Source organism: Lysobacter sp. TAF61 (assembly GCF_052113485.1).
Taxonomy (GTDB): Bacteria; Pseudomonadota; Gammaproteobacteria; order Xanthomonadales; family Xanthomonadaceae; genus Lysobacter_J.
In genome coordinates this window covers 110,099-134,878 of record NZ_JBFRDH010000005.1, presented here as the reverse complement: position 1 = coordinate 134,878, position 24,780 = coordinate 110,099, and the positions used below count along the sequence as shown (strand labels likewise).

Annotated in this window: 22 protein-coding genes; 19 read left to right on the top strand and 3 right to left on the bottom strand. The window is 69.3% G+C overall.

Annotated features, from left to right (window positions below):
• Nucleotides 1-47 precede the first annotated feature (47 nt).
• Both lptF and lptG read left to right on the top strand, forming a co-directional pair.
• Complete coding sequence (lptF, locus tag AB4Y64_RS12595) at nt 48-1,154, top strand: LPS export ABC transporter permease LptF (protein WP_441816801.1); 1,107 nt, start codon at nt 48-50, stop codon at nt 1,152-1,154.
• Nucleotides 1,082-2,251 (top strand): LPS export ABC transporter permease LptG, encoded by a 1,170-nt coding sequence (lptG, locus tag AB4Y64_RS12590; RefSeq protein ID WP_441817014.1) that lies wholly within the window; start codon nt 1,082-1,084, stop codon nt 2,249-2,251. The genes lptF and lptG overlap by 73 nt, the downstream gene beginning before the upstream one ends.
• Before the next feature lie 6 nt (nt 2,252-2,257).
• On the opposite strand, the gene AB4Y64_RS12585 is transcribed toward lptG, so the two are convergent.
• The gene (locus AB4Y64_RS12585) at nt 2,258-2,770 is read right to left on the bottom strand and encodes an RDD family protein (protein WP_441816800.1); all 513 of its coding nucleotides are present in this window, start codon (nt 2,768-2,770) and stop codon (nt 2,258-2,260) included.
• A gap of 45 nt (nt 2,771-2,815) precedes the next feature.
• On the opposite strand from AB4Y64_RS12585, the gene xerD reads away from it, so the two are divergent.
• The 17 genes from xerD (at nt 2,816) to AB4Y64_RS12500 (ending at nt 22,500) form a co-directional block, all read left to right on the top strand.
• On the top strand, nt 2,816-3,781 hold the full coding sequence (gene xerD / locus AB4Y64_RS12580) for a site-specific tyrosine recombinase XerD (RefSeq protein WP_441816799.1): 966 nt from the start codon (nt 2,816-2,818) through the stop codon (nt 3,779-3,781).
• Between the two features lie 156 nt (nt 3,782-3,937).
• Complete coding sequence (locus AB4Y64_RS12575) at nt 3,938-4,774, top strand: DsbC family protein (protein WP_441816798.1); 837 nt, start codon at nt 3,938-3,940, stop codon at nt 4,772-4,774.
• A 245-nt stretch (nt 4,775-5,019) separates the two neighbouring features.
• Entirely contained in the window at nt 5,020-8,931 is a 3,912-nt protein-coding gene (purL, locus tag AB4Y64_RS12570; RefSeq protein WP_441816797.1) for a phosphoribosylformylglycinamidine synthase, read from the top strand.
• Between the two features lie 146 nt (nt 8,932-9,077).
• Complete coding sequence (gspE, locus tag AB4Y64_RS12565) at nt 9,078-10,796, top strand: type II secretion system ATPase GspE (RefSeq protein WP_441816796.1); 1,719 nt, start codon at nt 9,078-9,080, stop codon at nt 10,794-10,796.
• Nucleotides 10,797-11,068: 272 nt separating this feature from the next.
• The gene (locus AB4Y64_RS12560; protein WP_441816795.1) at nt 11,069-11,362 is read left to right on the top strand and encodes a GIY-YIG nuclease family protein; all 294 of its coding nucleotides are present in this window, start codon (nt 11,069-11,071) and stop codon (nt 11,360-11,362) included.
• Between the two features lie 181 nt (nt 11,363-11,543).
• Complete coding sequence (xpsF, locus tag AB4Y64_RS12555; RefSeq protein WP_441816794.1) at nt 11,544-12,761, top strand: type II secretion system protein XpsF; 1,218 nt, start codon at nt 11,544-11,546, stop codon at nt 12,759-12,761.
• Nucleotides 12,762-12,917: 156 nt separating this feature from the next.
• On the top strand, nt 12,918-13,352 hold the full coding sequence (gene gspG, locus AB4Y64_RS12550) for a type II secretion system major pseudopilin GspG (RefSeq protein ID WP_441816793.1): 435 nt from the start codon (nt 12,918-12,920) through the stop codon (nt 13,350-13,352).
• A 33-nt stretch (nt 13,353-13,385) separates the two neighbouring features.
• Entirely contained in the window at nt 13,386-13,844 is a 459-nt protein-coding gene (gene xpsH, locus AB4Y64_RS12545; protein ID WP_441816792.1) for a type II secretion system protein XpsH, read from the top strand.
• Nucleotides 13,845-13,849: 5 nt separating this feature from the next.
• Complete coding sequence (gene xpsI, locus AB4Y64_RS12540; protein ID WP_441817013.1) at nt 13,850-14,272, top strand: type II secretion system protein XpsI; 423 nt, start codon at nt 13,850-13,852, stop codon at nt 14,270-14,272.
• On the top strand, nt 14,269-14,931 hold the full coding sequence (locus tag AB4Y64_RS12535) for a prepilin-type N-terminal cleavage/methylation domain-containing protein (RefSeq protein ID WP_441816791.1): 663 nt from the start codon (nt 14,269-14,271) through the stop codon (nt 14,929-14,931). Before xpsI ends, AB4Y64_RS12535 begins: the two co-directional genes overlap by 4 nt.
• Nucleotides 14,928-15,878 carry a general secretion pathway protein GspK gene (locus AB4Y64_RS12530; protein ID WP_441816790.1) on the top strand — a complete coding sequence of 317 codons (951 nt, stop codon included), beginning with the start codon at nt 14,928-14,930 and terminating at the stop codon, nt 15,876-15,878. The genes AB4Y64_RS12535 and AB4Y64_RS12530 overlap by 4 nt, the downstream gene beginning before the upstream one ends.
• On the top strand, nt 15,875-17,056 hold the full coding sequence (locus tag AB4Y64_RS12525) for a PilN domain-containing protein (protein ID WP_441816789.1): 1,182 nt from the start codon (nt 15,875-15,877) through the stop codon (nt 17,054-17,056). The genes AB4Y64_RS12530 and AB4Y64_RS12525 overlap by 4 nt, the downstream gene beginning before the upstream one ends.
• On the top strand, nt 17,046-17,702 hold the full coding sequence (gene gspM / locus AB4Y64_RS12520; RefSeq protein ID WP_441816788.1) for a type II secretion system protein GspM: 657 nt from the start codon (nt 17,046-17,048) through the stop codon (nt 17,700-17,702). Before AB4Y64_RS12525 ends, gspM begins: the two co-directional genes overlap by 11 nt.
• Entirely contained in the window at nt 17,692-18,519 is an 828-nt protein-coding gene (locus AB4Y64_RS12515) for a type II secretion system protein XpsN (protein WP_441816787.1), read from the top strand. The genes gspM and AB4Y64_RS12515 overlap by 11 nt, the downstream gene beginning before the upstream one ends.
• Before the next feature lie 9 nt (nt 18,520-18,528).
• Nucleotides 18,529-20,778, top strand: a complete 2,250-nt coding sequence (gene gspD, locus AB4Y64_RS12510) for a type II secretion system secretin GspD (protein ID WP_441816786.1) — start codon at nt 18,529-18,531, stop codon at nt 20,776-20,778.
• Nucleotides 20,775-21,620, top strand: coding sequence for a glycosyltransferase family 2 protein (locus tag AB4Y64_RS12505; protein ID WP_441816785.1), 846 nt, complete (start codon nt 20,775-20,777; stop codon nt 21,618-21,620). The genes gspD and AB4Y64_RS12505 overlap by 4 nt, the downstream gene beginning before the upstream one ends.
• A gap of 34 nt (nt 21,621-21,654) precedes the next feature.
• On the top strand, nt 21,655-22,500 hold the full coding sequence (locus tag AB4Y64_RS12500) for a glycosyltransferase family 2 protein (protein WP_441817012.1): 846 nt from the start codon (nt 21,655-21,657) through the stop codon (nt 22,498-22,500).
• Nucleotides 22,501-22,515: 15 nt separating this feature from the next.
• Here AB4Y64_RS12500 and AB4Y64_RS12495 read toward each other — a convergent pair whose 3' ends face one another.
• Together AB4Y64_RS12495 and pyrF are read right to left on the bottom strand one after the other, a co-directional pair.
• On the bottom strand, nt 22,516-23,850 hold the full coding sequence (locus AB4Y64_RS12495; RefSeq protein ID WP_441816784.1) for an NCS2 family permease: 1,335 nt from the start codon (nt 23,848-23,850) through the stop codon (nt 22,516-22,518).
• A gap of 58 nt (nt 23,851-23,908) precedes the next feature.
• Nucleotides 23,909-24,742, bottom strand: a complete 834-nt coding sequence (gene pyrF, locus AB4Y64_RS12490) for an orotidine-5'-phosphate decarboxylase (RefSeq protein WP_441816783.1) — start codon at nt 24,740-24,742, stop codon at nt 23,909-23,911.
• Nucleotides 24,743-24,780: the final 38 nt, after the last annotated feature.

Genomic DNA, 24,780 nt, shown 5'->3' with positions numbered 1-24,780 from the left:
GATTTTAGATCAACTTCCCAGATCAAGCCGCCCCGAAGCCAAAATCGATGCCCAAGCTTGACCGTTACCTGCTGAGCGAATTCTCCCAGGCGATCTTCGCCACCCTGGTGGTATTGCTGATCGTCACGGTGGGCGGGGCTTTCACCGACGTCCTCCAGGACATCGCCCGCGGCCGGGTCCCGGCCGGCCTGATGCTGGCCCAGCTGGGCCTGGTGCTGATCAAGTGGCTGCCGCTGATCCTGCCCCTGGCCCTGATGCTGGGCCTGATGATGGGCGTCGGCCGCCTCTACCGGGACTCGGAAATGCCGGTCATCGCCTCCATTGGCGTCGGCCCGCGGCGGATGCTCAAGCCCTTGATGCTGGTGGTCGGGCCGCTGGTGCTGGTGGTGGCGGCCTGCTCGCTGTGGCTGGGGCCGTGGGCGGACCGCCTGTCCAAGCAGATGATCAACGACGCCAACCGCAACCTGCTGATGGCCGGGCTCGAGCCGGGGGCCTTCGTTGGCATCCCCAATGGCCGCGGGGTGATCTATGTGGCCAACATGTCCAAGGACGGCCACCAGCTGCAGCGCGTGTTCGTCTACCGCGACGCCGGCGAGGGCCGGATCGACGTTACCACGTCGAACACCGGCGAGCTGACGATCGATGCCGCCGGGAACCGCTACCTGACGCTGTCGGGCGGCTTCCAGATCGAGGGCGCTCGCGCCGGCGCCAAGGATTTCCGCCTGCTGCGCTATGCCAGCAACGAGATCCTGCTGCCGGCCAACGAACTGAAGTTCGACCCCGATGCACCGGAGATGCAGTCGACCCTGGCCCTGCTCGGCGACAGCCGTCGCGAGGCCCGGGCGCAGCTGCATTACCGGATTGCGCCGCCGCTGCTGGCGCTGGCATTCGCGCTGATGGCGGTACCGCTGGCGCGCAGCATGCCGCGCCAGGCCCGCTACGGGCGGATCCTCATTGGATTCCTGGCCTTCCTGATCGGGCAGAACCTGATGACGGCGGGGGTAGGCTGGTTGGAGAGCGGCAAGGTTGCCAGCTGGCTCGGCTTGTGGTGGCTTGTTTTGCCGATCATGGCCATTGCCACCTGGATGTACTTCACCGATGGGCGACTCGGGCGACCGAGGCAGGCGTTCGCCACCGCGAGGCTGAGGTCATGAGGCTGATGCCGCGGATCCATGACATTTATGTGGGCAAGACTGTGCTCGGCACGGTGCTGCTGGCCTGGGCCGTTCTCGGCGGCCTCGACGTGATGCTGGCGCTGGTGAGCGAGTTTGGCGACATCGGCAAAGGCAAGTACGGCATCGTCGAGGCGTTTGCCTATATCGGCCTGAGCGTACCTCGACGCATGTATTACCTGTTCCCCTATTCGGCGGTGATCGGCTCGCTGATGGCGCTGGGGCAGCTTGCTGCGACGTCGGAGCTGACCGCATTGCGTGCGGTCGGCCTGTCGCGCCGCCGCCTCGGCCTGGCCGTTGCCGGTGCGCTGGCGATCCTGACCGCATTGATGGTGTTCAGTGGCGAAAGCGTGTCGCCGTGGACCCAGCAGCGCGCCGATTCGCTCAAATCGGCGGCGAAGTCCGGCAACGCGGTGGTCGCGCAGTACAGCGGCCTGTGGGCGCGCGAGGGCGAAACCATCCTCAATGCCCAAGGCGGCGAAGAGCGCGAGCGCAATGGTGATCAGTGGCTTGAGCTGCGCGACGTCACCCTTTACCAGTTCGCGGACGACGGTCGCCTGAACTCGCTGGCATTCGTCAAGACGGCCGAGCATCGCCCCGGCGGCTGGCTGCTGCGCGACGTGACCCGCACCCATTTCGATGCCCGTTCGGTGCGGCGCGAGCATGTCGCACTGGAGCGCTGGCAGTCGCAGCTCGACGCGGCCGCGCTGTCGGCCGGCACCGAGCGGCCGCGCTATCTGTCGGCGATGGATCTGCGCACCGCGATCGAGTATCGCCGCCGCAATGGCCTGGATGCCTCGGAGTTCGAGGAACACTACTGGGGCCGCTGGTTTTATCCGATCAACGTGCTTGCGCTGTGCCTGGCGGCGGTACCGTTCGCCTTCGGTACGCTGCGCAGCGGCGGCATGGGCAAGCGCCTTTTCATCGGCATCGTCTTCGCGCTGGGGTTCTGGTTGCTGCAGACGCAGTTCGTGAAGCTGGCGACGGTGTACAAGTTCGACTACCGCATCGCCTACCTGCTGCCGACGTTGATCATGCTGGGCGTGTCGGCGTTCCTGTTCAAGAAACGCAGCGGCTGACGCGCCTTACTTCGGTCGCTTCGGCAGCCGCACCATGCGCGTGCGGCTCGCGCGGTCGTGCCAGGTCAGGCGATCGCGATCCAACCACGCCCACCAGAAGCCCAGGCCGGCGAGCAGCAGCGAGACCGTGCCGACCGCGTAACGCGTCAGCAGCGCGCGCCAACCCGGTGCTCCGCCACCCTCGGCGATGACCTGCAACCGCCACGGGCGCATGCCCAGCGTCTGTCCACCGCGCCGCCAGCTCAGCACCGAGTAGGCGGCGCCGATCAGCCAGCACACCAGCCACAGCAACCACTGCAGCGCACTGAAGGGCGCGATGTTCTCGTGGCTGTCGTGGCCACTGGCCGTGTAGGCGAAGGTGAAGATCGCCGACGCCAGCATCCACAGCGCCACCACTGGCCACAGGTCGTAGAACAGCGCCAGCAGGCGCCGGCCGATCAGGGCGGCGGGCGCGGAGGCTGCCGCGGGCGCAGCGGACGCGGGCGCAGCGGAATGGGGTTCGGAGGAGGGCGATGCCATCGCATCAGGATAGCCGCTGCGCTGGCCGGCCGCTAAGCTGCGTGCATGAGTGCACGAACGCCCGCATCGACACCCGCGCATCGCCGCGGCGTGGCGATGGCATTGCCGCAACTGCGCGATGGCGACGGCAATGTCATCGCGGCGTTCATCGATGCGATCTGGGCCGAGAACGGCCTGGCCCAGCCGTCGCTCGACAGTTACCGCCGCGACCTGGAGCTGCTCGCGCGCTGGCGCGACGGCCGCGGTGGCGGTCTCGCCGGTGCCGACCGCGCCACCCTGTTCGATTACCTCGCCTGGCGCGCCCAGCTCGGCTATTCGCCGCGCAGCAATGCCCGGTTGCTGTCGGCGCTGCGCGCGTTCTACGCCTGGCAGGTGCGGCGCGGTGAACGGGCCGACGATCCGACCGCGCTGCTGGAGCCGCCGAAGCTGCCGCGCTCGCTGCCCAAGGCGCTGGCCGAGAGCCAGATCGAAGCCCTGCTGGCCGCGCCTGACATCGAAGACCCCAATGGCCTGCGCGACCGCGCGATGCTCGAGTTGATGTACGCCGCGGGCCTGCGTGTCAGCGAACTGGTCAACCTGCCGGCAACCGCGGTCAACCTGCGCCAGGGCGTGATGCGGGTGATGGGCAAGGGCAGCAAGGAGCGCCTGGTGCCGCTGGGCGAGGAGGCGCAGCACTGGCTCGAGCGCTACCTCGCCAGCGCCCGGCCGCAACTGGCCGGCAAGCGCGCGTTGGCGCCGCTGTTCCTGACTGCCGGCGGGGTCGCGCCGACGCGGCAGCAGTTCTGGGTGCTGGTCAAGCGCTATGCCGGATTCGCCGGCATCGACCCGGCCCGGATCAGTCCGCACGGCCTTCGCCACAGTTTCGCCACGCACCTGCTCAATCACGGCGCCGACCTGCGCGCGCTGCAGATGCTGCTCGGCCACAGCTCGCTGTCGACGACCCAGATCTACACGCTGGTCGCGCGCGAGCAGCTCAAGCAGTTGCATTCGCGCCATCACCCGCGCGGGTAGCTCGCCGGCGTGGGAGCTCATCCGGCAAGGCCCGCGGGCCGCGAAGGTGAACGGTAGCGGGACCAAGGGCACTGGCCGCGCCGGGGTCTCATGCCACAATCCGGGGCATCCCCCACCACGCGGGCCGTCGACCGGCGCCCCTGTCAGGAATCCCACATGAAGCGAATCCTCCTTGCCGCGCTCGGCGCCCTGAGCCTTTCCGCCTGTGCCCAAGCGCCCGGTGGCGCGGCGCAGGCGCCAGGCAGCGCCAAGCCGGCAATGGCCGTCGCCGCCAAGCCCAAGGCCGGCACCGCCGATGCGCGGGCCGTCGAAGCGGTGCGGCTGCTCAACCCGCGGGTCGAGGTCGACCGCGTCGGCGCGGCGCCGCTGCCGGGCTTTCGCGAAGCGATCGTGGCCGGGCAGGTGGTCTATGTCAGCGATGACGGCAAGTACCTGTTCCTGCCGGGTTCCGGCGGCGCCCTGTTCGACGTCAACTCCAGGAAGAACCTGAGCGAAGACTCGATGGCGGCGGTGCGCAAGCAGCTGCTCGACACCATTCCGGTCAGCGAGCGCATCGTGTTCGCCCCGGCCAAGCCCAAGTACACCGTGGCGGTCTTCACGGACGTGGAGTGCGGCTACTGCCGCAAGCTGCACAGCGAGATCGCCGAGTACAACCGCCAGGGCATCGCCATCCAGTACCTGGCGTTCCCGCGCATGGGCCTGGGCAGCGACGACTACAAGAAGATGGTGGCGGTGTGGTGCGCGCCGGACCGGCGCAAGGCGCTCACCGATGCCAAGAACGACCGCATCCCGCCGTACAGCAACTGCAAGAGCACGGTGAACATGCAGTACGACGTCGGCCAGCGCGTCGGCCTGACCGGCACGCCGATGATCCTCAGCAGCGAAGGTGTCCAGCTGGGCGGTTACATCCCGCCGGCGGCACTGCGCGAAGCCCTCGACAAGCTGGCGGCCGAGCAGGCCAGCCACGCGACGGCGGTCAAGCCCGGCGCCTGACCGGGCCGGACCGCTCCGGTCCGGTCCGCCAAGGTCCGGTTCTGGGGGCCGCGGCCGCCGGCCCGGTCCCCTGCGCAGCGTGCGCAACGCCTGCTGCCAGTGGGTTTCGCGGCTCATTCCGCCCGTGGCGCGAGCCGCTTCCAGTCGCCGTTCGATCCGGGCCGGTTCGCGCCAGACTCGAAAACAGGCGGGGCAGCGGCCTCTTCGCTACAATGTCGGGCCCGACGTTGCACGGTTCCCCGGACATGATCGTCCTCGAGGGCGCATCCGCCCTGTCGCCGTTCCGCCGCGAGCGGCTCCAAGCCCGCCTGCAAGCCCTCCATCCGTCTGTCCGAATCCTTGGTGCCTGGCCCGTCTACTGGGTCGAGCCCGAGACCGGTGCGGCGCCTGACGCAGAAGCCCTGCGCCGCATCCTCCAGGCCGAGCCGGGCGAGGCTGCGCGCGAGGACGGTGCTGTCTCCCGCTTCGTCACGCCGCGCCTGGGCACGCTGTCGCCCTGGGCAAGCAAGGCGACCGAGCTGCTGCGCGGGGCCGGCCTGCCGGTCAAGCGCGTCGAACGCGGCACCCGCTACGACCTGACCGGATGGCCGACCGATGCCGCCAGCCAGGGCGCATTGGCCAAGGTCCTGCACGATCCGATGACACAGTCGCTGCTGGACGCGCGCGACGACGCCGCGGCGCTGTTCGCCACGCCCGCGCGCGGCCAGCTCGAGCGCATTGCGCTGGCCGACCTGGAGAACGCCAACATCCGCCTCGGCCTGGCCCTGGCCGAGGACGAGATCGCCTACCTGCGCGAGCGCTTCAACGTGCTCGGCCGCGAGCCGGCCGACGTCGAGCTGATGATGTTCGCGCAGGCGAACTCCGAGCACTGCCGGCACAAGATCTTCAACGCGTCGTGGACGCTCGACGGTGCGGAACAGCAGCAATCGCTGTTCAAGATGATCAAGCACACCCACGCCACCACGCCCGAGCACACGCTCTCGGCGTACAGCGACAACGCGGCGGTCGTCGAAGGCTACGCCAGCCGTCGCTTCCGTCCCGATCCGGTCACGAAGGGTTACCGCGCCGAAGCGCAGGTCGACTCGGCGTTCGCGATCAAGGTCGAGACGCACAACCACCCGACCGCGATCGCCCCGTTCCCCGGCGCGTCGACCGGCAACGGCGGCGAGATCCGCGACGAAGGCGCCACCGGCCGCGGTGGCCGTCCCAAGGCCGGCCTGTGCGGTTTCAGCGTCTCGCACCTGCGCATCCCGACCCTGCCGCAGCCGTGGGAGCGCGAGCGTTCGCTCAACCCGCGCATGGCCTCGGCGCTGGAAATCATGCTCGACGGCCCGATCGGCGCGGCCGCGTTCAACAACGAGTTCGGCCGCCCGAACCTGACCGGCTACTTCCGCAGCTTCGAGCTCGACGAAGGCACGCACGCGCGCGCCTACGACAAGCCGATCATGCTCGCCGGCGGCCTGGGCGCGATCGACCGCGTGCAGGTCACCAAGCTGGGCATGCAGCCGGGCGATGCGGTGATCGTGCTCGGTGGCCCGGCGATGCTGATCGGCCTGGGCGGCGGCGCCGCCAGTTCGGTCGCCTCCGGCGACAGCCACGAAGAACTCGATTTCGCCAGCGTCCAGCGCGACAACCCGGAGATGGAGCGTCGCTGCCAGGAAGTGCTCGACCGCTGCGTCGCCCGCGGCCTCGACAATCCGATCGCGACCGCACACGACGTCGGCGCCGGTGGTTTGTCGAACGCGATCCCGGAGCTGCTGCACGACTCCGGCCTGGGCGGCATCATCGACCTGGCCAAGGTGCCCAGCGACGATCCGTCGTTGTCGCCGATGCAGTTGTGGTGCAACGAATCGCAGGAACGCTACGTGCTCGGCCTGCCCGCCGACCGCGTCGAGGAATTCGCGCAGATCTGCGAGCGCGAGCGTTGCCCGTTCGCCGTGGTCGGGCATGCCACCGCCGAGGAACACCTGGTCGTCGGCTACGGCGCCACCCGCGAGAATGCGCGCGAAGCCGGACATGACTGGCCGATCGACCTGCCGATGGACGTGCTGTTCGGCAAGCCGCCGAAGATGCACCGCGACGCCCGCCGTCCGCCGCCGGCGCCGTGGCCGGCGCTGGACTGGAACGGCCTGGAACTGCGCGACGCGGCCCTGCGCGTGCTCGCGCATCCGTCGGTCGCCTCCAAGAACTTCCTCGTCACCATTGGCGACCGCACCGTCGGCGGCCTGACCGCGCGCGACCAGATGATCGGTCCGTGGCAGCTGCCGATGTCCGACTGCGCCATCACCCTGTCGGGCTTCGACGGTTTCGTCGGCGAGGCCATGTCGATCGGCGAGCGCACCCCGCTGGCCCTGATCGACGCCGCCGCCGCTGCGCGCATGGCCGTGGGCGAGGCCATCACCAACCTGTGCGCGGCCCCGGTCGAATCGCTCAACCGCATCAAGCTGTCGGCCAACTGGATGGCCGCCGCCGGCCATGCCGGCGAGGACGCGCGCCTGTTCGACGCGGTCAAGGCCGTCGGCATGGAGCTGTGCCCGGACCTGGAGCTGAGCATCCCGGTCGGCAAGGACTCGCTGTCGATGCAGGCGCAGTGGCACAGCGACGGCGTGCAGTCCAAGTCGGTCTCGCCGGTGTCGCTGATCGTCAGCGCGTTCGCGCCGGTGGTCGATGTGCGCCAGCAGCTGACCCCGCTGCTCGACCGCAACGAGGAGTCGGAGCTGTGGCTGATCGGCCTGGGCGCCGGCAAGCAGCGCCTGGGCGGTTCGGTGCTGGCGCAGTGCCACCCCGATGCCATCGGCAAGCAGGACTCGCAGCTGCCGGCCTTCGCCGGTGCGCTCGGCGTGCCCGACCTGGACAACCCGCAGCGCCTGCGCGACTTCTTCGAGCTGATCCGCGATGCGCGCGAAGCCGGCCTGTTGCGCGCCTACCACGACCGTTCCGACGGCGGTGCGCTGGCGGCGCTGTGCGAGATGGCGTTCTGCTCGCGGCTGGGCCTGGACATCGCCCTCGACGGTTGGGGCCATGACCCGTTCCGCACGCTGTTCAACGAGGAACTCGGCGCGATCGTGCAGGTCGCCGACGAGGACCGCGCGATCTTCGCCGACATGGTCTCCCGCCACGGCCTGATCGACTGCGCGCAGCGCATCGCGCGCCCGACCACGGCACCGGCGATCCGTGTCCGCGACGAAGGCCAGACCCTGGCCGAATGGCGCTGGGACGAGCTGTTCGACGCCTGGTGGTCGACCAGCCACGCCCTGCAGAAGCTGCGCGACAACCCCGAGTGTGCCGACGAGGAGCGCGCGCTGGCGCGCGACTTCAACGCACCGGGCCTGAAGACGCGACTGTCGTTCGACCCGTCGGAGGATGTGGCTGCACCGTTCATCAACACCGGCGTACGGCCGAAGGTGGCGATCCTGCGCGAGCAGGGCGTCAACGGCCAGATCGAAATGGCGGCGGCGTTCGACCGCGCCGGCTTCGAGGCGTTCGATGTGCACATGAGCGACCTCATCGGCGGTCGCGTTTCGCTGGCCGACTTCAAGGGCATCGCCGCCTGCGGTGGTTTCAGCTACGGCGACGTGCTCGGTGCCGGCCGCGGCTGGGCGACCTCGGTGCTCGAGCGCAGCGCGCTGCGTGACGCCTTCGCTGCGTTCTTCGCGCGCGAGGACAGCTTCTCGCTGGGCGTGTGCAACGGTTGCCAGATGCTGTCGCAGCTCAAGCCGATCATCCCCGGCGCCACCCACTGGCCGAAGTTCCTGCGCAATGCCAGCGAGCAGTTCGAGGCGCGCCTGGGGCTGCTGGAAGTGGTCGAGTCGCCATCGCTGTTCTTCCGCGGCATGGCCGGCTCGCGCATCCCGGTCGCGGTCGCGCACGGCGAAGGCCGCGCAGACTTCGACAGCGCCCTGGACCAGAGCGCCGCGCACGTTTCGTTGCGCTATGTCGACGGCAACGGTGCGGTCGCCACGCGCTACCCGCTCAACCCGAACGGTTCGCCTGACGGCATCACCGGCCTGACCAGCGACGACGGCCGCGCCACCATCCTGATGCCGCATCCGGAGCGCACCCTGCGCAGCGCCAACCTCAGCTGGGCGCCGGCGGAGTGGGGCGAGGACTCGCCGTGGCTGCGGATGTTCCGCAACGCCCGGGTGTGGGTCGGCTGATGCCGCTCTGAGCCCCTCTCCCGCTGGCGGGGGAGGGGTAGGCGCGGGGAATCGACCTGATCAAATCGCGTTGCGGGCAAGGCCATGGCTTCGCCCGCGCCGGGATGTGACGTAAAGTCCATGGCCTGAAAGCCACGGAGGACGGCGTGAACGCAGTCGCCAACGACACCGGCCAAGCCAGCCTCGATGACCGCATCGTCGCAGCCCTGCTCGCCAAGGGGCGGCTGAAGGACGCCGACCTGGCGCGCGCACGTCGCCTGCAGGAAGAAACCGGCGGCGGCCTGCTCGGCCTGCTGGCGCGACTGGGCCTGGTGTCCGAGCGCGACCACGCCGAAACCTGCGCCGAAGTACTCGGCCTGCCGCTGGTCAGCATCAAGGACGCACCGGAGCTGCCTCCGGAGGGCGTGGCGATGTCGGCCCGCTTCATGAAGCAGTTCGCGGTCTGTCCCGTCGGCGAAAGCGACACCGCGGTCGACGTGTTGATGGCCGACCCGCAGGACCTGTACAGCATCGATGCACTGCGACTGGCCACCGGGCGCGATATCCGCCCGGCCGTTGCGCTGCGCTCGGAGATTGGCGACCTGGTCGAACGCTGGTACGGCCAGGGCCGCAGCGCCATGGGCGCGATCGTGGAGACCGCCGAAGGCGAGGGCAGCGCAGGCGACCTGGACGACGTCGAGCACCTGCGCGACCTGGCCTCGGAAGCGCCGGTCATCCGCCTGGTCAACCTGGTCATCCAGCGAGCGGTCGAACTGCGCGCATCGGATATCCACATCGAACCGTTCGAGAGCCGGCTGAAGGTGCGCTACCGCGTCGACGGCGTGCTGACCGAAGGCGAAAGCCCGCCGGCCAACCTCACCGCGGCGGTGATCAGCCGCGTCAAGATCATGGCCAAGCTCAACATCGCCGAGCGCCGCCTGCCGCAGGACGGCCGCATCATGCTGCGCGTGCAGGGCAAGGAACTCGACCTGCGCGTGAGCACGGTGCCGACCGCGCACGGCGAGAGCGTGGTGATGCGATTGCTCGATCGCGAAACCGTGGTGTTCGACTTCAAGCGCCTGGGCTTCACCGACGCCTTCCTGCCGCAGTTCCAGAAGGTGCTCGACCAGCCGCACGGCATCTTGCTGGTGACCGGCCCGACCGGCTCGGGCAAGACCACCACGCTGTACACCGCGCTGAGCAAGCTCAACACCACCGACGTCAAGATCATCACGGTGGAGGACCCGGTCGAGTACCAGATCGAAGGCATCAACCAGATCCAGGCCAAGCCGCAGATCGGCCTGGATTTCGCCCATGCCCTGCGCAGCATCGTCCGCCAGGACCCCGACATCATCATGATCGGCGAAATGCGCGACCTGGAGACGTGCCGCATCGCGATCCAGTCCGCTCTGACCGGCCACCTGGTGCTGTCGACGCTGCACACCAACAACGCCGCCGGCGGCATCACCCGCCTGCTCGACATGGGCGTGGAGGACTACCTGCTGACGTCCACCATCAACGGCATCCTCGGCCAGCGCCTGGTGCGCAAGCTGGAGCTGACTCACGCCGAGAAGTACCTGGCGTCGCCGGAGGAAATCGAGAAATTTCACCTGCGCCGCCACCAGCCCACCGGCGACATCTACCTGTACCACCCGCGCCCGTCGGCGATCGCGCCGAACGGTTACCTCGGCCGCACCACCATCGTCGAATTCCTGGTGATGAACGACGAGTTGCGCCGCGCCGTGATGCGCCATGCCGGCATGGGCGAGATCGAACAGATCGCCCGCCAGTCCGGCATGCGCACGATGTACGAAGACGGCATCATCAAGGCGCTGGCAGGGGAAACGACGATAGAGGAAGTGCTGCGGGTGACCGAGGATGCCTGACTGGGTCCTCCGCGCCCCAGCCACCCGTCATTCCCGCGAAGGCGGGAACCGACCAACCCGTCATTCCCGCGAAGGCGGGAACCGACCAACCCGTCATTCCCGCGAAGGCGGGAACCGACCAACCCGTCATTCCCGCGAAGGCGGGAACCGACCAAACCGTCATTCCCGCGAAGGCGGGAACCGACCAAACCGTCATTCCCGCGAAGGCGGGAACCGACCAAACCGTCATTCCCGCGAAGGCGGGAACCCAGTGACTTGGACGTGCACTGCCTATGGACAGGCAACCGGCCGTATACATCCTTGCGAGCCGTCGCAATGGCACCCTGTACATCGGCGTCACCAGTGACCTCGTTGCCCGGATCTGGCAGCACCGGCAGCATCTGGTCGCAGGCTTCACGTGCGCACATGGAACGACATGCCTGGTGTGGTACGAACAGCACGAGACAATGGACTCCGCGATCACGCGAGAGAAGCGGCTCAAGAAATGGAATCGCGCCTGGAAAATCCGCTTGATTGAACAGATGAACCCGTACTGGAATGATCTGTGGCAGGACATATGCGGCTGAGGAGCGAAGTCACTGGGTTCCCGCCTTCGCGGGAATGACGGAATGGCCCGCCTTCGCGGGAATGACGGAATGGCCCGCCTTCGCGGGAATGACGGAATGGCCCGCCTTCGCGGGAATGACGGAATGGCCCGCCTTCGCGGGAATGACGGATTGGCCCCCTGCGCGGGAACGACGAGTAAAGATGCCCCTCTACCACTACAAAGCCCTCAACCCTCGCGGTGAACTGCTCGACGGCCAGATGGAGGCCGCCAGCAATGCCGAGGTGGTGGCGCGCCTGCAGGAACAGGGGCATCTGCCAGTCGAGGCGAAGCTGGCCAGCGAGGCGTCCGGCGCTTCGTTCTGGCGGGGGCTGTTCAAGCCCAGGCCATTTGCCGGTGCGCGCCTGGTGCAGTTCACCCAGCAACTGGCCACTCTGCTCGGCGCCGGGCAACCGCTCGACCGCGCCCTGACCATCCTGCTGGAATTGCCCGAGGACGAACTCGCGCGACGCACGATCGGCGATGTCCGCGATGCGGTGCGCGGCGGCAGTTCGCTGTCGTCGGCGCTGGAGCGCCAGCACGGCACGTTCTCGCGCCTGTACGTCAACATGGTCCGCGCCGGCGAGGCCGGTGGCAGCCTGCACGAAACGCTGTCGCGGCTGGCCGATTACATGGAACGTTCGCGCGCGCTGCAGGGCCGCGTGATCAATGCGCTGATCTATCCGGCGATCCTGCTGGTGATGGTCGGCCTGAGCCTGCTGTTCCTGCTGGGTTACGTCGTGCCGCAGTTCGCGGCGATGTACGAGAGCCTCGACGCCGCGCTGCCGCTGTTCACCCGGATCATCCTGGGCATCGGCCTGTTCGTGCGCGACTGGTGGATCGTGCTGCTGGTGGTGCCGGCGCTGGCGCTGTGGTGGTTTGATCGCAAGCGCCGCGATCCGGTGTTCCGCGAGGCCTTTGATCGCTGGTTGCTGCAGCGCCGGTTCGCCGGCGCACTGGTGGCCAAGGTCGAGACCGCGCGGCTGGCGCGGACGCTGGGCACGCTGGTACGCAACGGCGTGCCGCTGATGGCCGCGCTCGGTATCGGTCGCAACGTGCTCGGCAACCGCGTGCTCGCGGCCGATGTCGCCGCCGCGGCCGAGGAGGTCAAGAACGGCGTGGCGCTGTCGACCGCGCTCGGGCGCGGCAAGCGTTTCCCGCGGCTGGCGCTGCAGATGATCCAGGTCGGCGAGGAGTCGGGCACGCTCGACGCGATGCTGGTCAAGACCGCCGAGACGTTCGAGCAGGAAACCGCGCTGGCGCTGGACCGGATGCTGGCGGCGCTGGTGCCGCTGGTGACGGTGGTGCTGGCCTCGGTCGTCGGCACGGTGGTGCTGGCGGTGCTGACGCCGTTGTATGACCTGACCAACGCCATCGGCTGATCCGGACCGGCGCAGGAATGGGGAACTGAATGTACCCGCGCGCAGTCAGCCCACTGGCAACCGATTTCGGGTAAACATCCCGTTTTGAACATCGCCTTCCGGACGTACCCTGTTCCGTACCGTCTTCGTCACCGCTTTCCGACAAGGATCCCCCACATGCGTAACCGTCGCTCGTTGACCCGCTCCCCGTCCGCTGCCCGCCAGCGCGGCATGAGCCTGATCGAGATCATCATCGTGATCGTGCTCATCGGCGCGGTGCTGGCATTCGTCGGCAGCCGTGTGCTCGGCGGCAAGGACCGCGGCGACTACAACATCGCCAAGGCCCAGGTGCAGACGATGGCGGGCAAGGTCGACGCGTTCCAGATGGACACCGGCCGCCTGCCGACCTCGCTCGAGGAGCTCGTGACCCAGCCGACCGACGTCAACGGCTGGCTCGGCCCGTATGCGAAGCCGGCCGAACTGAAGGACCCGTGGGGCCACCCGATCGAATATCGCGCCCCGGGCGAAGGCGGCCCGTTCGACCTGGTGATCCTCGGCAAGGATGGCAAGGTCGGCGGCACCAGCGTCGACGCCGACATCAAGTACGAGTAAGCCATCACGCCACTGCCACCAGGTTCGAGTCGGATGCAGCATCCCGCCCGCGGCGCATCGTTGCTGGAGATGCTGCTGGTGATCGCGCTGATCGCCGCGATCAGCGTGCTGGCGACGGCGGCGCTGGGCGGTGGCATCCAGGGCATGCAGTTGCGCTCGGCGGCCAAATCGGTGGCCGCGCAGCTGCGCTACACGCGCACGCAGGCCATCGCCACCGGCAGGAAACAGAGCTTCACCCTCGACCCGGCCGCGCACACCTGGACCGCACCCAATGGCCGCAAGGGCGAGATCGCTCCCGCCCTGCGCATCACCTTCACCGGCGCCCGTGAATTGCAGCCGCGGCGCGGCGAAGGCGCGATCGTCTTTTTCTCCGACGGCGCCAGCAGCGGTGGCCGGGTCCAGCTCAGCGCCCGCGACGCTGCGTGGAACATCGACGTGGCGTGGCTGACCGGCGAAGTGCGCCTGCGCAGGGCGACGGGAGCGCCGCAATGAGGGCGATGACGCGCCAGCGCGGCTATACGCTGCTCGAGGTCATCGTCGCCTTCGCCCTGTTGGCGTTGGCGCTGACGTTGTTGCTGGGCATTCTTTCGGGCGCGGCGCGCCAGGTTCGCGGCTCCAGCGATGGCGCGCGCGCGGCGCTGTACGCGCAGTCGCTGATGGCGGAGGTCGGCACCGGTGAAGCGCTCGTCGCCGGCCAGCGTACCGGTGACTTCGAGGACGGCCGCTATCGCTGGCAACTGCGCATAGCGCCGTGGCGCGACCGCGCGCTTGCGGCGGCACGGCAGCAGGTCGATCCCAATACCGCCGCGTTGTTCGAGGTCACCCTGGCCATCCAGTGGGGCGATGCCGGGCCGGCCCAGCGCCTGCAGTTGCGTTCGTTGCGGATGGTCGCCGGAGAGAGCGAAGGGGCGTTGCCATGAGTCCTGGCGCCGTCCGTCGCATGCGTGGCTTCACCCTGATCGAAGTGCTGCTGGCGACGGTGCTGCTGGTGGCCGGCCTGGCGCTGGCGTTCACCACGCTCGGCGCGGCCAACCGCACGGCCATCCGCGGCGAGGCGATGGCCGACCGCAGCGAACACATGCGCGCCGTCGCCGGTTTCCTGCGTAGTCGCCTGACGGCCACGCGACCGGTGTCGTTCGCCTTCGACGAAAGCAGCGGCACGCCGATCCGCTTCGTCGGTGAGCCCGACCGCCTGCGTTTCGTCGCCGACCTGCCCGACTACCTGGGCCGTGGTGGCCCGTACCTGCACGACCTGACGATCGAGGACGACGGGGGCGACACGCGGATCTCGCTCGCGCTGGGCATGGTGCTGGCCGGCCAGGTGGTCGAAGAGCAGCCGCCGCGCCCGCCGGAATTGCTGGTTGATGGATTGCGCGAAGCGCATTTCCGCTACCGCGCATTGAACGAAGACGGGCGCCTGGGCGACTGGCAGGACACGTGGGAGGCCAGCCAGCGCCTCCCCTTGCTGGTCGAGGTGACCCTGGTCGACCGCGACGGCCGCGCCTGGCCGCCGCTGGTGGTGTCGCTGCCGCTGTCGGCGCAGCTCGACGCCTCCGGACTGCCGGTGCAGCAGCTATGACCACGCTGCGGCCAGGCAACCCGGTGCGGGTAACCGCACAAGGAGCCGCACGAGGCACTGCCCTGATCCTGGTCCTGTGGCTGATCGTGCTGCTGACCTCGGTGATCGGCGCCTTTGCCTTGATGGCGCGAATCGAGAGCCTGCAGGGCAAGGTGCTGGTGCGCGGGCTGGTCGCCTCCGGTGCCGCCCGCGCCGGCATGGAGTATTCGTTGACCCGGGTCGGCCTCAGCGATCCGCGGCTGAAATGGCGTCCGGACGGACGCGCCTACCGCTGGCGCTACGGCGACGCCGACGTCGAAGTGCAGATGACCGACGAGAGCGGCAAGGTCGATCTCAACCAGGCCGATGCGCAGTTGCTGGCGATGCTGATCCAGGGCGCCGGCGGCGGCGAGGATGGGAGCAGGATGGACCAGACGCAGGCGGCGCGCCTGGCCGGGGCGATCATCGACTGGCGCGACAGCGACCCGCTGACGCAGCCCAGCGGTGGCGGCGAGGACGCCGACTACGCTGCGGCCGGGCTGCCGTACGGGGCCAAGGACGCCGAATTCGAAAGCGTGGCCGAGCTCGAGCAGGTCATCGGATTCACGCCGCGGTTGTACGCGCGGCTGGAACCGTATCTCACCGTCTACAGCGGCCGCGACCGTCCGGACGCGACCTACGCGGCAGGGCCGGTGCTCGATGCCATGGGCCTGAGCGGCGACGAACTGGTCGCGCAGCGGCAGCGGCCCGATGCGAACGGGCTGGCACAGGGCGTGCCGCAAGGGTTGCCGCAGGACATCGCCGGCGTGGCCGGAGGCGGCACCGGCACCTATAGTATCGACAGCCGTGCACGGCTCGCCGATGGTCGCGAGTCGGTGTTGCGGGTCGTTGTCCGCGTCGGGGGTGGGGCTTTGCCCGGCATGGCCTACACTCCGCTGCGCTGGGAGGAGGGAGCTTCACCACGATGAATGCAGGCAGCCAGACACGGCAGGGAGCCGACTGGGCGCAGGACCGGCTGCGGCGCATGGGCGCGCGGCTGGCCCCTGGCGCGGGTGGGTTTCTGGGCTGGTGGGGGCACAACCTCGCCGCCTGGCTGCCCTTGCGCGTGCGCCGCGTGCTTGGCTTCGACCGCGGCCGGCTGCTGCTGCAGCTGCATGAGCAGTCCCTGCAACTGCGCCTCCAGCAGGGCGGGCAACTGCACGAACTCGGATCGATTCCGGCCGTGGCCCTGGATGCGGTCGTCGACCCGTTGGCGCCGTTGCTGCCGCCGCGGCTGGCCGACCTGCCGCGCTGGCTGTTGCTGCCCGCCTCGGCCGGGCTGCGCCGCCGTCTCGCACTTCCTGCCGCCGCCGCCGAACGACTGCGCGACGTGGTCGGGTTCGAGATCGACCGGCAGACGCCGTTCACCGCCGACGCGGTCGCCTTCGATGCGCGCGTGCTCGGCCGCCGCGACAGCGACGGCATGCTCGACACCGAGCTGGTGGTCGTGCCGCGGCAGGGGCTGGATCCGCAACTGGCGGCGCTCGGTCCGCTGGCGCAGAGCCTTGCCGGCATCGATGTCGCCGGCGGCGCCGGCGTTCCGCTGGGCGTCAACCTGTTGCCACCGGCGGCGCGTCGCCACCACGGCGACCCGTTCCGGTTCTGGAACCTGGCTTTGGTCGCGATCGCGGTGCTCGCCGTCGCCGCAACCATGTGGCAGCTGCTGGGCAATCGCCGCGCCGCCGCCGACGACCTCGAACAGACCATCGCCCGACACGCCGCTGCCGCGCGCGCCGCGGCGACGCAGCGACAGACGCTGATCGAACTGACCGAAGGCCAGGCGTTCCTCGACCGCACCCGCGCCGAACGGCCGACCACCCTGGAAGTGATCGACGAGCTGACCCGGCGCCTGCCCGACAGTACCTACCTGGAAAAGCTCGCGATCGAGGACAGCACGCTCACCATGATCGGCCTCAGCCGCGAGGCGCCATCGCTGATCCAGCGCCTGCAGGGCTCGCCGCTGTGGCGCGCGCCGGCGCTGACCGGTGCGCTGATCCCCGATCCGGCCAGCGGACGCGACCGTTTCACGCTGACGGCCGAACTCGGACCGGCGGCGCCGCCGCAACCGGCCGCGCGCCCACGCGAGGAGGCCGACAATGGCCAGTAACGCCGCCTCGGCCGTACAAACCGCGCAGCGCCGCATCGATCGCGATCGCTGGCTGGCGCTGGGCCTGTTCCTGGCGGCGCTGGCGCTGGCCTACCTGGTCCTGGTGCATCCGTGGTGGTCCGTGCCCATGCTCGATGCCGGTGAACGCCTGCAAACGCTGCAGGAGCGCGAACTTCGCCAGCGCATGCAATTGCAGCAGGCGCCCCTGGTGAGCAAGCGCCTGCAGCAGCTGCAGACGCAACAGGCGAGCCTGCCCGGCTTCCTGCCCGAAAGCAGCGCCGAACTGGCCACCGCCAACCTGGTGCAGCGACTGGAAGCGGTCGTCGCCCAGGCCAGCCCCGGCAATCGCAGCTGCGCGATCAGCAACCGTTCGCCGCTGAGCGAACCGCGGCGCGAGCGCTATGCGCGCGTGGTGGTGCAGGTGCGCATGCGCTGCGGCAATCCGGAACTGGCCGCCGTGCTGCATGCGCTTGAAAGCGGCGCGCCGCGGTTGTTCGTCGGCAATCTCAACATCCTGTCCTCGCGCGGTTATTTCCTGCCAGGCAACACCCAGCCTGGCGGCGATGGCGGACTGGATGTCAGCTTCGACCTGTCCGGCTACCTGCGCCCCGGCGCCGCACCGGCGGAGGTGAAGCGTGCGCCTTGACGATGCCGGCCCGCGCACCTGGTTGCTCGCCGCCGTGGCCGGCTGGGCCGTGCTGGCCTGGGTGCTGGCCCTGGCCGGCATGGGCCGGCATGCACCGGAACTGGACGCCGACCCGAGCCTGCTGCGGCCGTTGCCGAACGCGCGTGCGCAAGCCGCCGAGCGGCTGGGGCCGCTGGCGCAGTACGCGCCGATCGGCGCGCGTCCGTTATTCAGCCAGGACCGCCTGCCCAAGCCGTTCTTCCTGCAGGGAAAGGGCGAAGGCGACGGCAAGGACAACGCCTTCGACTATCTGCTGACCAGCGTGCTGATCACGCCCAACCTGCACATGGCGATCCTGCAGCCGGCCGATGGCAGCGAATCGGTCCGGGTCAAGCTCGGCGACGTGCCCGAGTCGCACCCGTCGTGGCGCCTGACCGCACTCAACGCGCGCAGCGCGGTCTTCGAAGGCCCGGATGGGCGACGCGAGATGACACTGCGCGTGTTCGATGGCCAGGGCGGTCAACCGCCGACACCACTCAACGCCGGGCTACCGCCGCAGGGGCTGCCGGCCGGAATTTCGGCGGCGCCGCAGCCCAGGCCGCAGTCGGGCCGCGCACCGGCCGTTCCACCCCGCGCGGGAACGGCGCAACCCAACGCATCCTCAGCGCCGCCCGCGCTGAAGGGGGCCTCGGGTGCGCAACAGCAATCGGGCGCGGCAGACGAGGATGCGCCGGTGACTCCCGAGGCGCAGATGGAAGCGATCCGCAAGCGGATCGAAGCGCGACGTGCGCAGATGCGGCAGCAGCAGGCCGCGCAACCCCCGGCCAAGACGCCTTAGAGTGAACGAATGAAGCCCAGCGCCCGGAAGCTCGCCGCCCGCCAATTCGCCACCCAGGCGATCGTCACCACCACCATCGCCAGCCTGCTGGCGGCCTGCGCAAGCGCGCCGGTGCCGAACGTGCGACGCGATGGCCGGCCCGCCCCGGTGCAGCAGGAGACGGCCACGACGGCCGGCACGACGACGCAGCCGCTGCCCGATCCGGCCACCGGTGGTGATGCCCGTCCGCAGATCCGTCGCGGCACGGGCCAGGTGATCAACAAGAGCGCCGGATCGGCGCCGCCGCCGAACCTGGGAGCCACCAGCGGCTCGGCCACCTTCAACTTCGAAGGCGAATCGCTGCATGCGGTGGTCAAGGCGATCCTCGGCGACATGCTCGGCCAGAACTACGTCATCGCCCCGGGCGTGCAGGGCACCGTGACCCTGGCCACGCCCAAGCCGGTCAGCCCGGCCGAGGCGCTGAACCTGCTCGAGATGGTGCTGGGCTGGAACAACGCGCGCCTGGTCTACAGCGGTGGCCGTTACAACGTGGTGGCCGCCGACCAGGCCCTGGCCGGCAACGTCGCCGCGCGCACCGGCGGGGCGGCCAACGCGCGAGGTTTCGAGGTGCGCACGGTGCCGCTCAAGTACGTCTCGGCGACCGAGATGGAAAAGATCCTCAAGCCCTACGCGCGACCGAACGCGATCGTCAACGTCGACAATTCCCGCAACGTCATAACCGTTGGCGGCAGCCGCGCAGAGCTCGAGAACTACCTGCGCACGATCGAGGTGTTCGACGTCGACTGGCTGGCCGGCATGTCGGTGGGCGTGTTCCCGCTGCAATCGGGCAAGGCCAGCAAGGTCGTGGCCGATCTGGAGAAGGTGTTCGGCGAGCAGAGCAAGTCGCCGGTGGCGGGCATGTTCCGTTTCATGCCGCTGGAAGGCGCCAATGCGGTGCTGGTGATCACGTCCCAGGCGAACTATCTCGACGACATCCAGCAGTGGCTCGACCGGATCGATAACGCCGGCGGCAGCGTCCAGCTGTATTCCTACGAGCTGAAGTACATCAAGGCCAAGGACCTCGCCGACCGCCTGAGCGACGTGTTCGGCAACGGCCGCAGCGGCAACGGGGGCGGCGGCAACGGCGCACCGTCGCTGATGCCGGGCCTGGAACCGGTCGAGCTCAAGGACGGCGACTACGGCAGTACGGCGACGCTGGGCGGTGGCGACACCGGCAGCTCCGGCGGCAGCGGTGGTGGTGGCCTGGGCGAGGGGTCGCTTTCGCTCAATGCCCGCCAGAGCGGCAACGCCGGCCTTACCCTCGAGGTCGACGGCGACCGCGTCGGTGTGTCGGCGATCGAGGAGACCAACTCGCTGATCGTGCGCAGCAGCCCGTCGGCGTGGAAGTCGATCCGCGACGTGATCGAGCGCCTCGACGTGATGCCGATGCAGGTGCACATCGAGGCGCAAGTGGTGGAGGTGCAGCTGCAGGGCGAACTGCGCTACGGCGTGAGCTGGTTCCTGGAAAAGGCGGCGACCGACAACGGCTTTCCGGACGTGACCGCGCCCGGCACCGGCATCCCGCAAAAATGGAGCACGCTGGGCGCGAGCATTGGTGGCGTCGGCGGCAACGGCCTGGTCTGGTCGCTGTTCAAGAATGACGCCGCGGCCGTGATCAGCGCGCTCGACAGCATCACCGACCTGCAGTTGCTGCAGACGCCCTCGGTGATGGTGCGCAACAACGCCGAGGCCACGCTCAATGTCGGCAGCCGCATCCCGATCTCGTCGGTGACGGTCAATTCCGGCGTCAACACCGACAACACCTACAGCCAGGTCCAGTACCTCGACACCGGCACCATCCTCAAGGTGCGCCCGCGCGTGGCCAAGGATGGCGTGGTGTTCCTCGACATCGTCCAGGAAGTCAGCACGCCCGGCAGTCCCGATACGGCAGATCCGAACGGCAACGTGCGCATCGACACGCGCCGGCTCAAGACCGAGGCCGCGGTGCAGAGCGGCGACACGGTGATGCTCGCTGGCCTGATCAACGATGGCGTCACGCGCGGCGCCTCCGGCTTGCCGGGGTTGAGCCGGATTCCGGTCATCGGTGCGCTGTTTGGCACGCAGAGTTCGCAGAAGACGCGCAACGAAGTGATCATCCTGCTGACGCCGACCATCGTCCAGAACCCGCAGGAGGCACGCGACCTGACCGACGAGTACGGCCGCCGCTTCCGCGCGATGGAGCCGTTGCAGAACAAACCGCGCCGGCCGGGACAGCAGTGACGCCAGCGTCTGGCGCGGCACCCATCGTGGTGGTGCCGGTGGGCAGCGACGACGAGGCGCTCGATGGCTGCCTCGCCGCGCTCGATGCCGCCACCGCGCCGGGCACGCACGTGTGGCTGGCCGACGATGCCCAGGCCGGTCCGCGCGGCTACGCCATCATCGAGCGCTGGATCGCGCGCACCGCGCTGAAGGCCGACTACACGCGGCGCCAGCGCAGCGTTGGCGAGGTCGCGCATCTCGACGAAGTGCTGGCCGCATGCGGCGATGCCGATGTCGCCGTGCTGGCGGCCGATGCGACGCCTTCGCCGGGTTGGCTGCTGCGATTGTCCGCCGGGCTCGCCAGCGACGGCGCCATCGCCACCGCGACGCCCTGGAGCAACGCCGGCGAAGCCGCATCATGGCCGCGCATCGGCGAGATCGACGCCATTGCGCATGACCTCGATCGCCTGTCCCGCGCGGCCGCCGGCATGCCGGCACTGCATCCGGAACTGCCTGCCGCCGTGACCCATGCGGTGCTGATCCGCGGCAGTGCGCGCCGCCGCGTCGGCGGTCTGGATGCCAGCAGCTACGGCTCGTGGTACGCGGCCCTGATCGACCTGTCGTTGCGACTGGCCGGCCTGGGCTGGCGCAACGTGCTGTGCGACACCGCCTTCGTCGGCCGCCGCGGCGAAGGCGTGCCGTTCGACGGCGACATGGACGCACTTGCGGCGCGCTGGCCCGACTGGCATCCGCGGCTGGCAAACTTCCTCATGCAGGACCCGTTGCGACCCTCGCGCACGCAACTGGCCCTGCTGCTCGACAGCATCGGCCCGCCGGAACCGCAACGTGATCTCTTCGCCTGATTCTCCCGCCCCTGCAGTCGCTGTTGCCGACGGCATCGCCGTCGTCGTGGTGACCTACCGCAGCGGCGAGACCATCGACGACTGCCTGCAGCGCCTGCGCGGCGCCGACGGCGTGACTGCCATCCGCGTGGTCGACAACCAGTCCGACGACGACACGCTCGAGATCGTCCAGCGCCACGCCATGGCCGATACGCGCGTGCGCTTCATCGCCAATCCCGACAACCCCGGCTTCGCGGTCGCCTGCAACCAGGGCGCACGCGATGCCAACGGCGACGCTTCTTGGCTGGCGTTCGTCAACCCCGATTGCCTGGTCGAGCCGGACACGCTGGCGCGCCTGCGCACGCTGGCGGCCGGCCAAGGCGACATCCTGCTCGGTGCCGACCTGGTCGACGAGCAGGGCCTGCGTGACGGAGCAGCGCGCCGGCGCGACCCCGATTTCTCCGCGATGCTGGCGGGCGCGCTCGGCGGCACGCCGGCGGCGAAACTGGAGTTGTCGATCGACGACGCGCAGGCGTTGCAACCGGTCGAGGCGATCTCGGGCGCACTGATGCTGATGCCGCGCGCGCTGTTCGTGCGAATCGGCGGCTTCGACGAAGGCTATCGCCTGCATGCCGAAGACCTCGACCTGTGCCGTCGCGCGCGCGAGGCCGGCGCGCGCATCGCTGTCGCCAACCACATCCGCGTGCTGCACGTGCGCGGCGTCTCGAGCCGCTCGCGGCCGCTGTTCGTCGAGTGGCACAAGCACCGCGGCCTGTGGCGCTACTTCCGCAAGTTCGAGGCGCCACGGCGAAGCCTGTGGCTGCGCCTGGGCGTGTTCGCCGCGATCTGGCTGCGCTTTCCGCTGGCCTACACGCGTGCCCGCCTGAAGCACCTGCCGTAGCGATTCGAAGCGGCCTCAGGCCATCGCAAAGCGCAGCACGAACAGCACCGCCACCACCCACACCGCCGAGTGCACTTCGCGCGCGCGTCCGGTTGCCAGCTTCAGCACCGCATAGGCGATGAAGCCGAACGCCAGGCCATTGGCGATCGAGTAGGTGAACGGCATCGCCAGCGTGCACAGCGCCGCCGGGACCGACTCGGTGAGGTCGTCCCAATGCACGTCGCCCAGTTCGCGCAGCATCAGTCCGGCGACGAACAGCAGCGCCGGCGCCGTCGCATACGGCGGCACCATCGAGGCCAGCGGCGAGAACAGCAGGGCGAGCAGGAACAACGCAGCGACCACCAGCGCGGTCAGGCCAGTGCGTCCGCCGGCCTGCACGCCCGAGGCGCTCTCGATGTAGGCCGTGGTGCTGCTGGTGCCGAGTAGCGAACCGGCCAGGATCGCGGTGCTGTCGGCAAACAGGGCGCGGCCGAAACGCTTCTGCTGCGCCGGCGAGGCATCGTCGGTCGGCAGCAGGCCGGCGCGGCGCGCCACGCCCATCAGCGTACCGGTGGCGTCGAACACCTCCACCAGCACGAACACGATCACCACGTGCAGCATCGCCGACCACGACAGGCCTGCGCCGCCGCCGAGGGCGCCGGCGATGTCGAGCTGCATCAGCGTTGGCGCCAGGCTGGGTGGCATGTCGATGACGCCGTGGTACTCGACCAGGCCAAGCAGCAGCGCCGAGGCGGTCACCGCCAGCACGCCGATCAGGATCGCGCCGCGCACGCGCCAGGCTTCCAGTACCGCGATCAGCAGGAAGCCCGCGACGGCGAGCAGCGGCTCGGGCTCGCGCAGGTCGCCGAGCGACACCAGCGTGTCCGCGTCGCCGACGATCACGCCGGATTTCTGCAGGGCAATGATGGCCAGGAACAGGCCGATGCCCGCCGTGATCGCGCTGCGCAGCGAATGCGGTATCCCGGCGATCAGCCAGGCGCGCGCGCCGGTGATGGTGAGCAGGAGGAACACGATGCCGGAAATGAACACCGCACCCAGCGCCTGCTGCCAGCTGTAGCCCATGGCGCCGACCACGGTGAAGGCAAAGAATGCGTTCAGCCCCATGCCCGGCGCCATGCCGACCGGGTAGTTGGCGGCGAAGGCCATCACCAGCGTGCCGATTGCCGCAGCCAGGCAGGTGGCGACGAACACCGCGCCTACGTCCATGCCGGCGTCGCCGAGGATGCTGGGATTGACGAAGACGATGTAGGACATCGTCAGGAACGTGGTCAGCCCGGCCACCAGTTCGGTGCGGACATCGCTGCCGTGCTCGCGGAGCTTGAAGAGAGATTCGAGGGCGCGGCTGGGCATGGCGGTTCCTAGGGTGCCATTGCCTGGTGTCGACGCAGTGTCGCGGCGATGGCGGGGTTCAACGGTGGCGGTTGATCTCGTCGCGCAGCTCGCGCGCCGCGGCTGCCGCGGCTTCGGCAAAGTCGTCGCCGGAGGAGGCGTACAGGATCGCCCGCGAGCTGCTGACCATCAGGCCGGTGCCGTCGGCAGACTTCGCATGGGTGACCACCGCCTCGACGTCGCCACCCTGTGCGCCGACACCGGGCACCAGGAACGGCACGTCACCGACGATCGCGCGCACTTCGCGCAGCTGCGCCGGCCAGGTCGCGCCGACCACCAGCGCGCAGTTGCCGTTGCCGTTCCACTCGCGCGCCACCTTCTCGGCGACGTGCTGGTAGAGCGGTCGGCCGTCGGCGACGACCAGGTCCTGCAGGTCGCCGGCGCCCGGATTGGAGGTGCGGCACAGGATCACCACGCCGCGGTCGGCACGGTCGAGGAACGGCTGCAATGAATCGCGGCCGAGGTAGGGATTGGCGGTGACGGCATCGGCGGCGTAGCGGTCGAACGCTTCGCTGGCGTAATGCTGGGCGGTGCTGCCGATGTCGCCGCGCTTGCTGTCGAGGATCACCGGGATGCCCGGATGCGCGGCATGGATGTGCGCGACCAGCCGCTGCAGCGCATCTTCGGCGCCAAGCGCGGCGAAGTGGGCGATCTGCGGCTTGAAGGCGCAGGCGTACTGCGCGGTGGCGTCGACGATGTCGCGGCAGAAGTTGAAGACCGCGTCAGGATCGGCGGCGAAACGCGCCGGGAACTTCGCCGGCTCCGGGTCGAGGCCGACGCAGACGAGGGAGTTGGCCTGGGTCCAGCGTTGTTTCAGGGCCGCGATGAAGGTCACGTGTGTCTCCACTTTCATCCGGCTTTCGCCGGGATGACGATCTGGCAAAGCCGCGC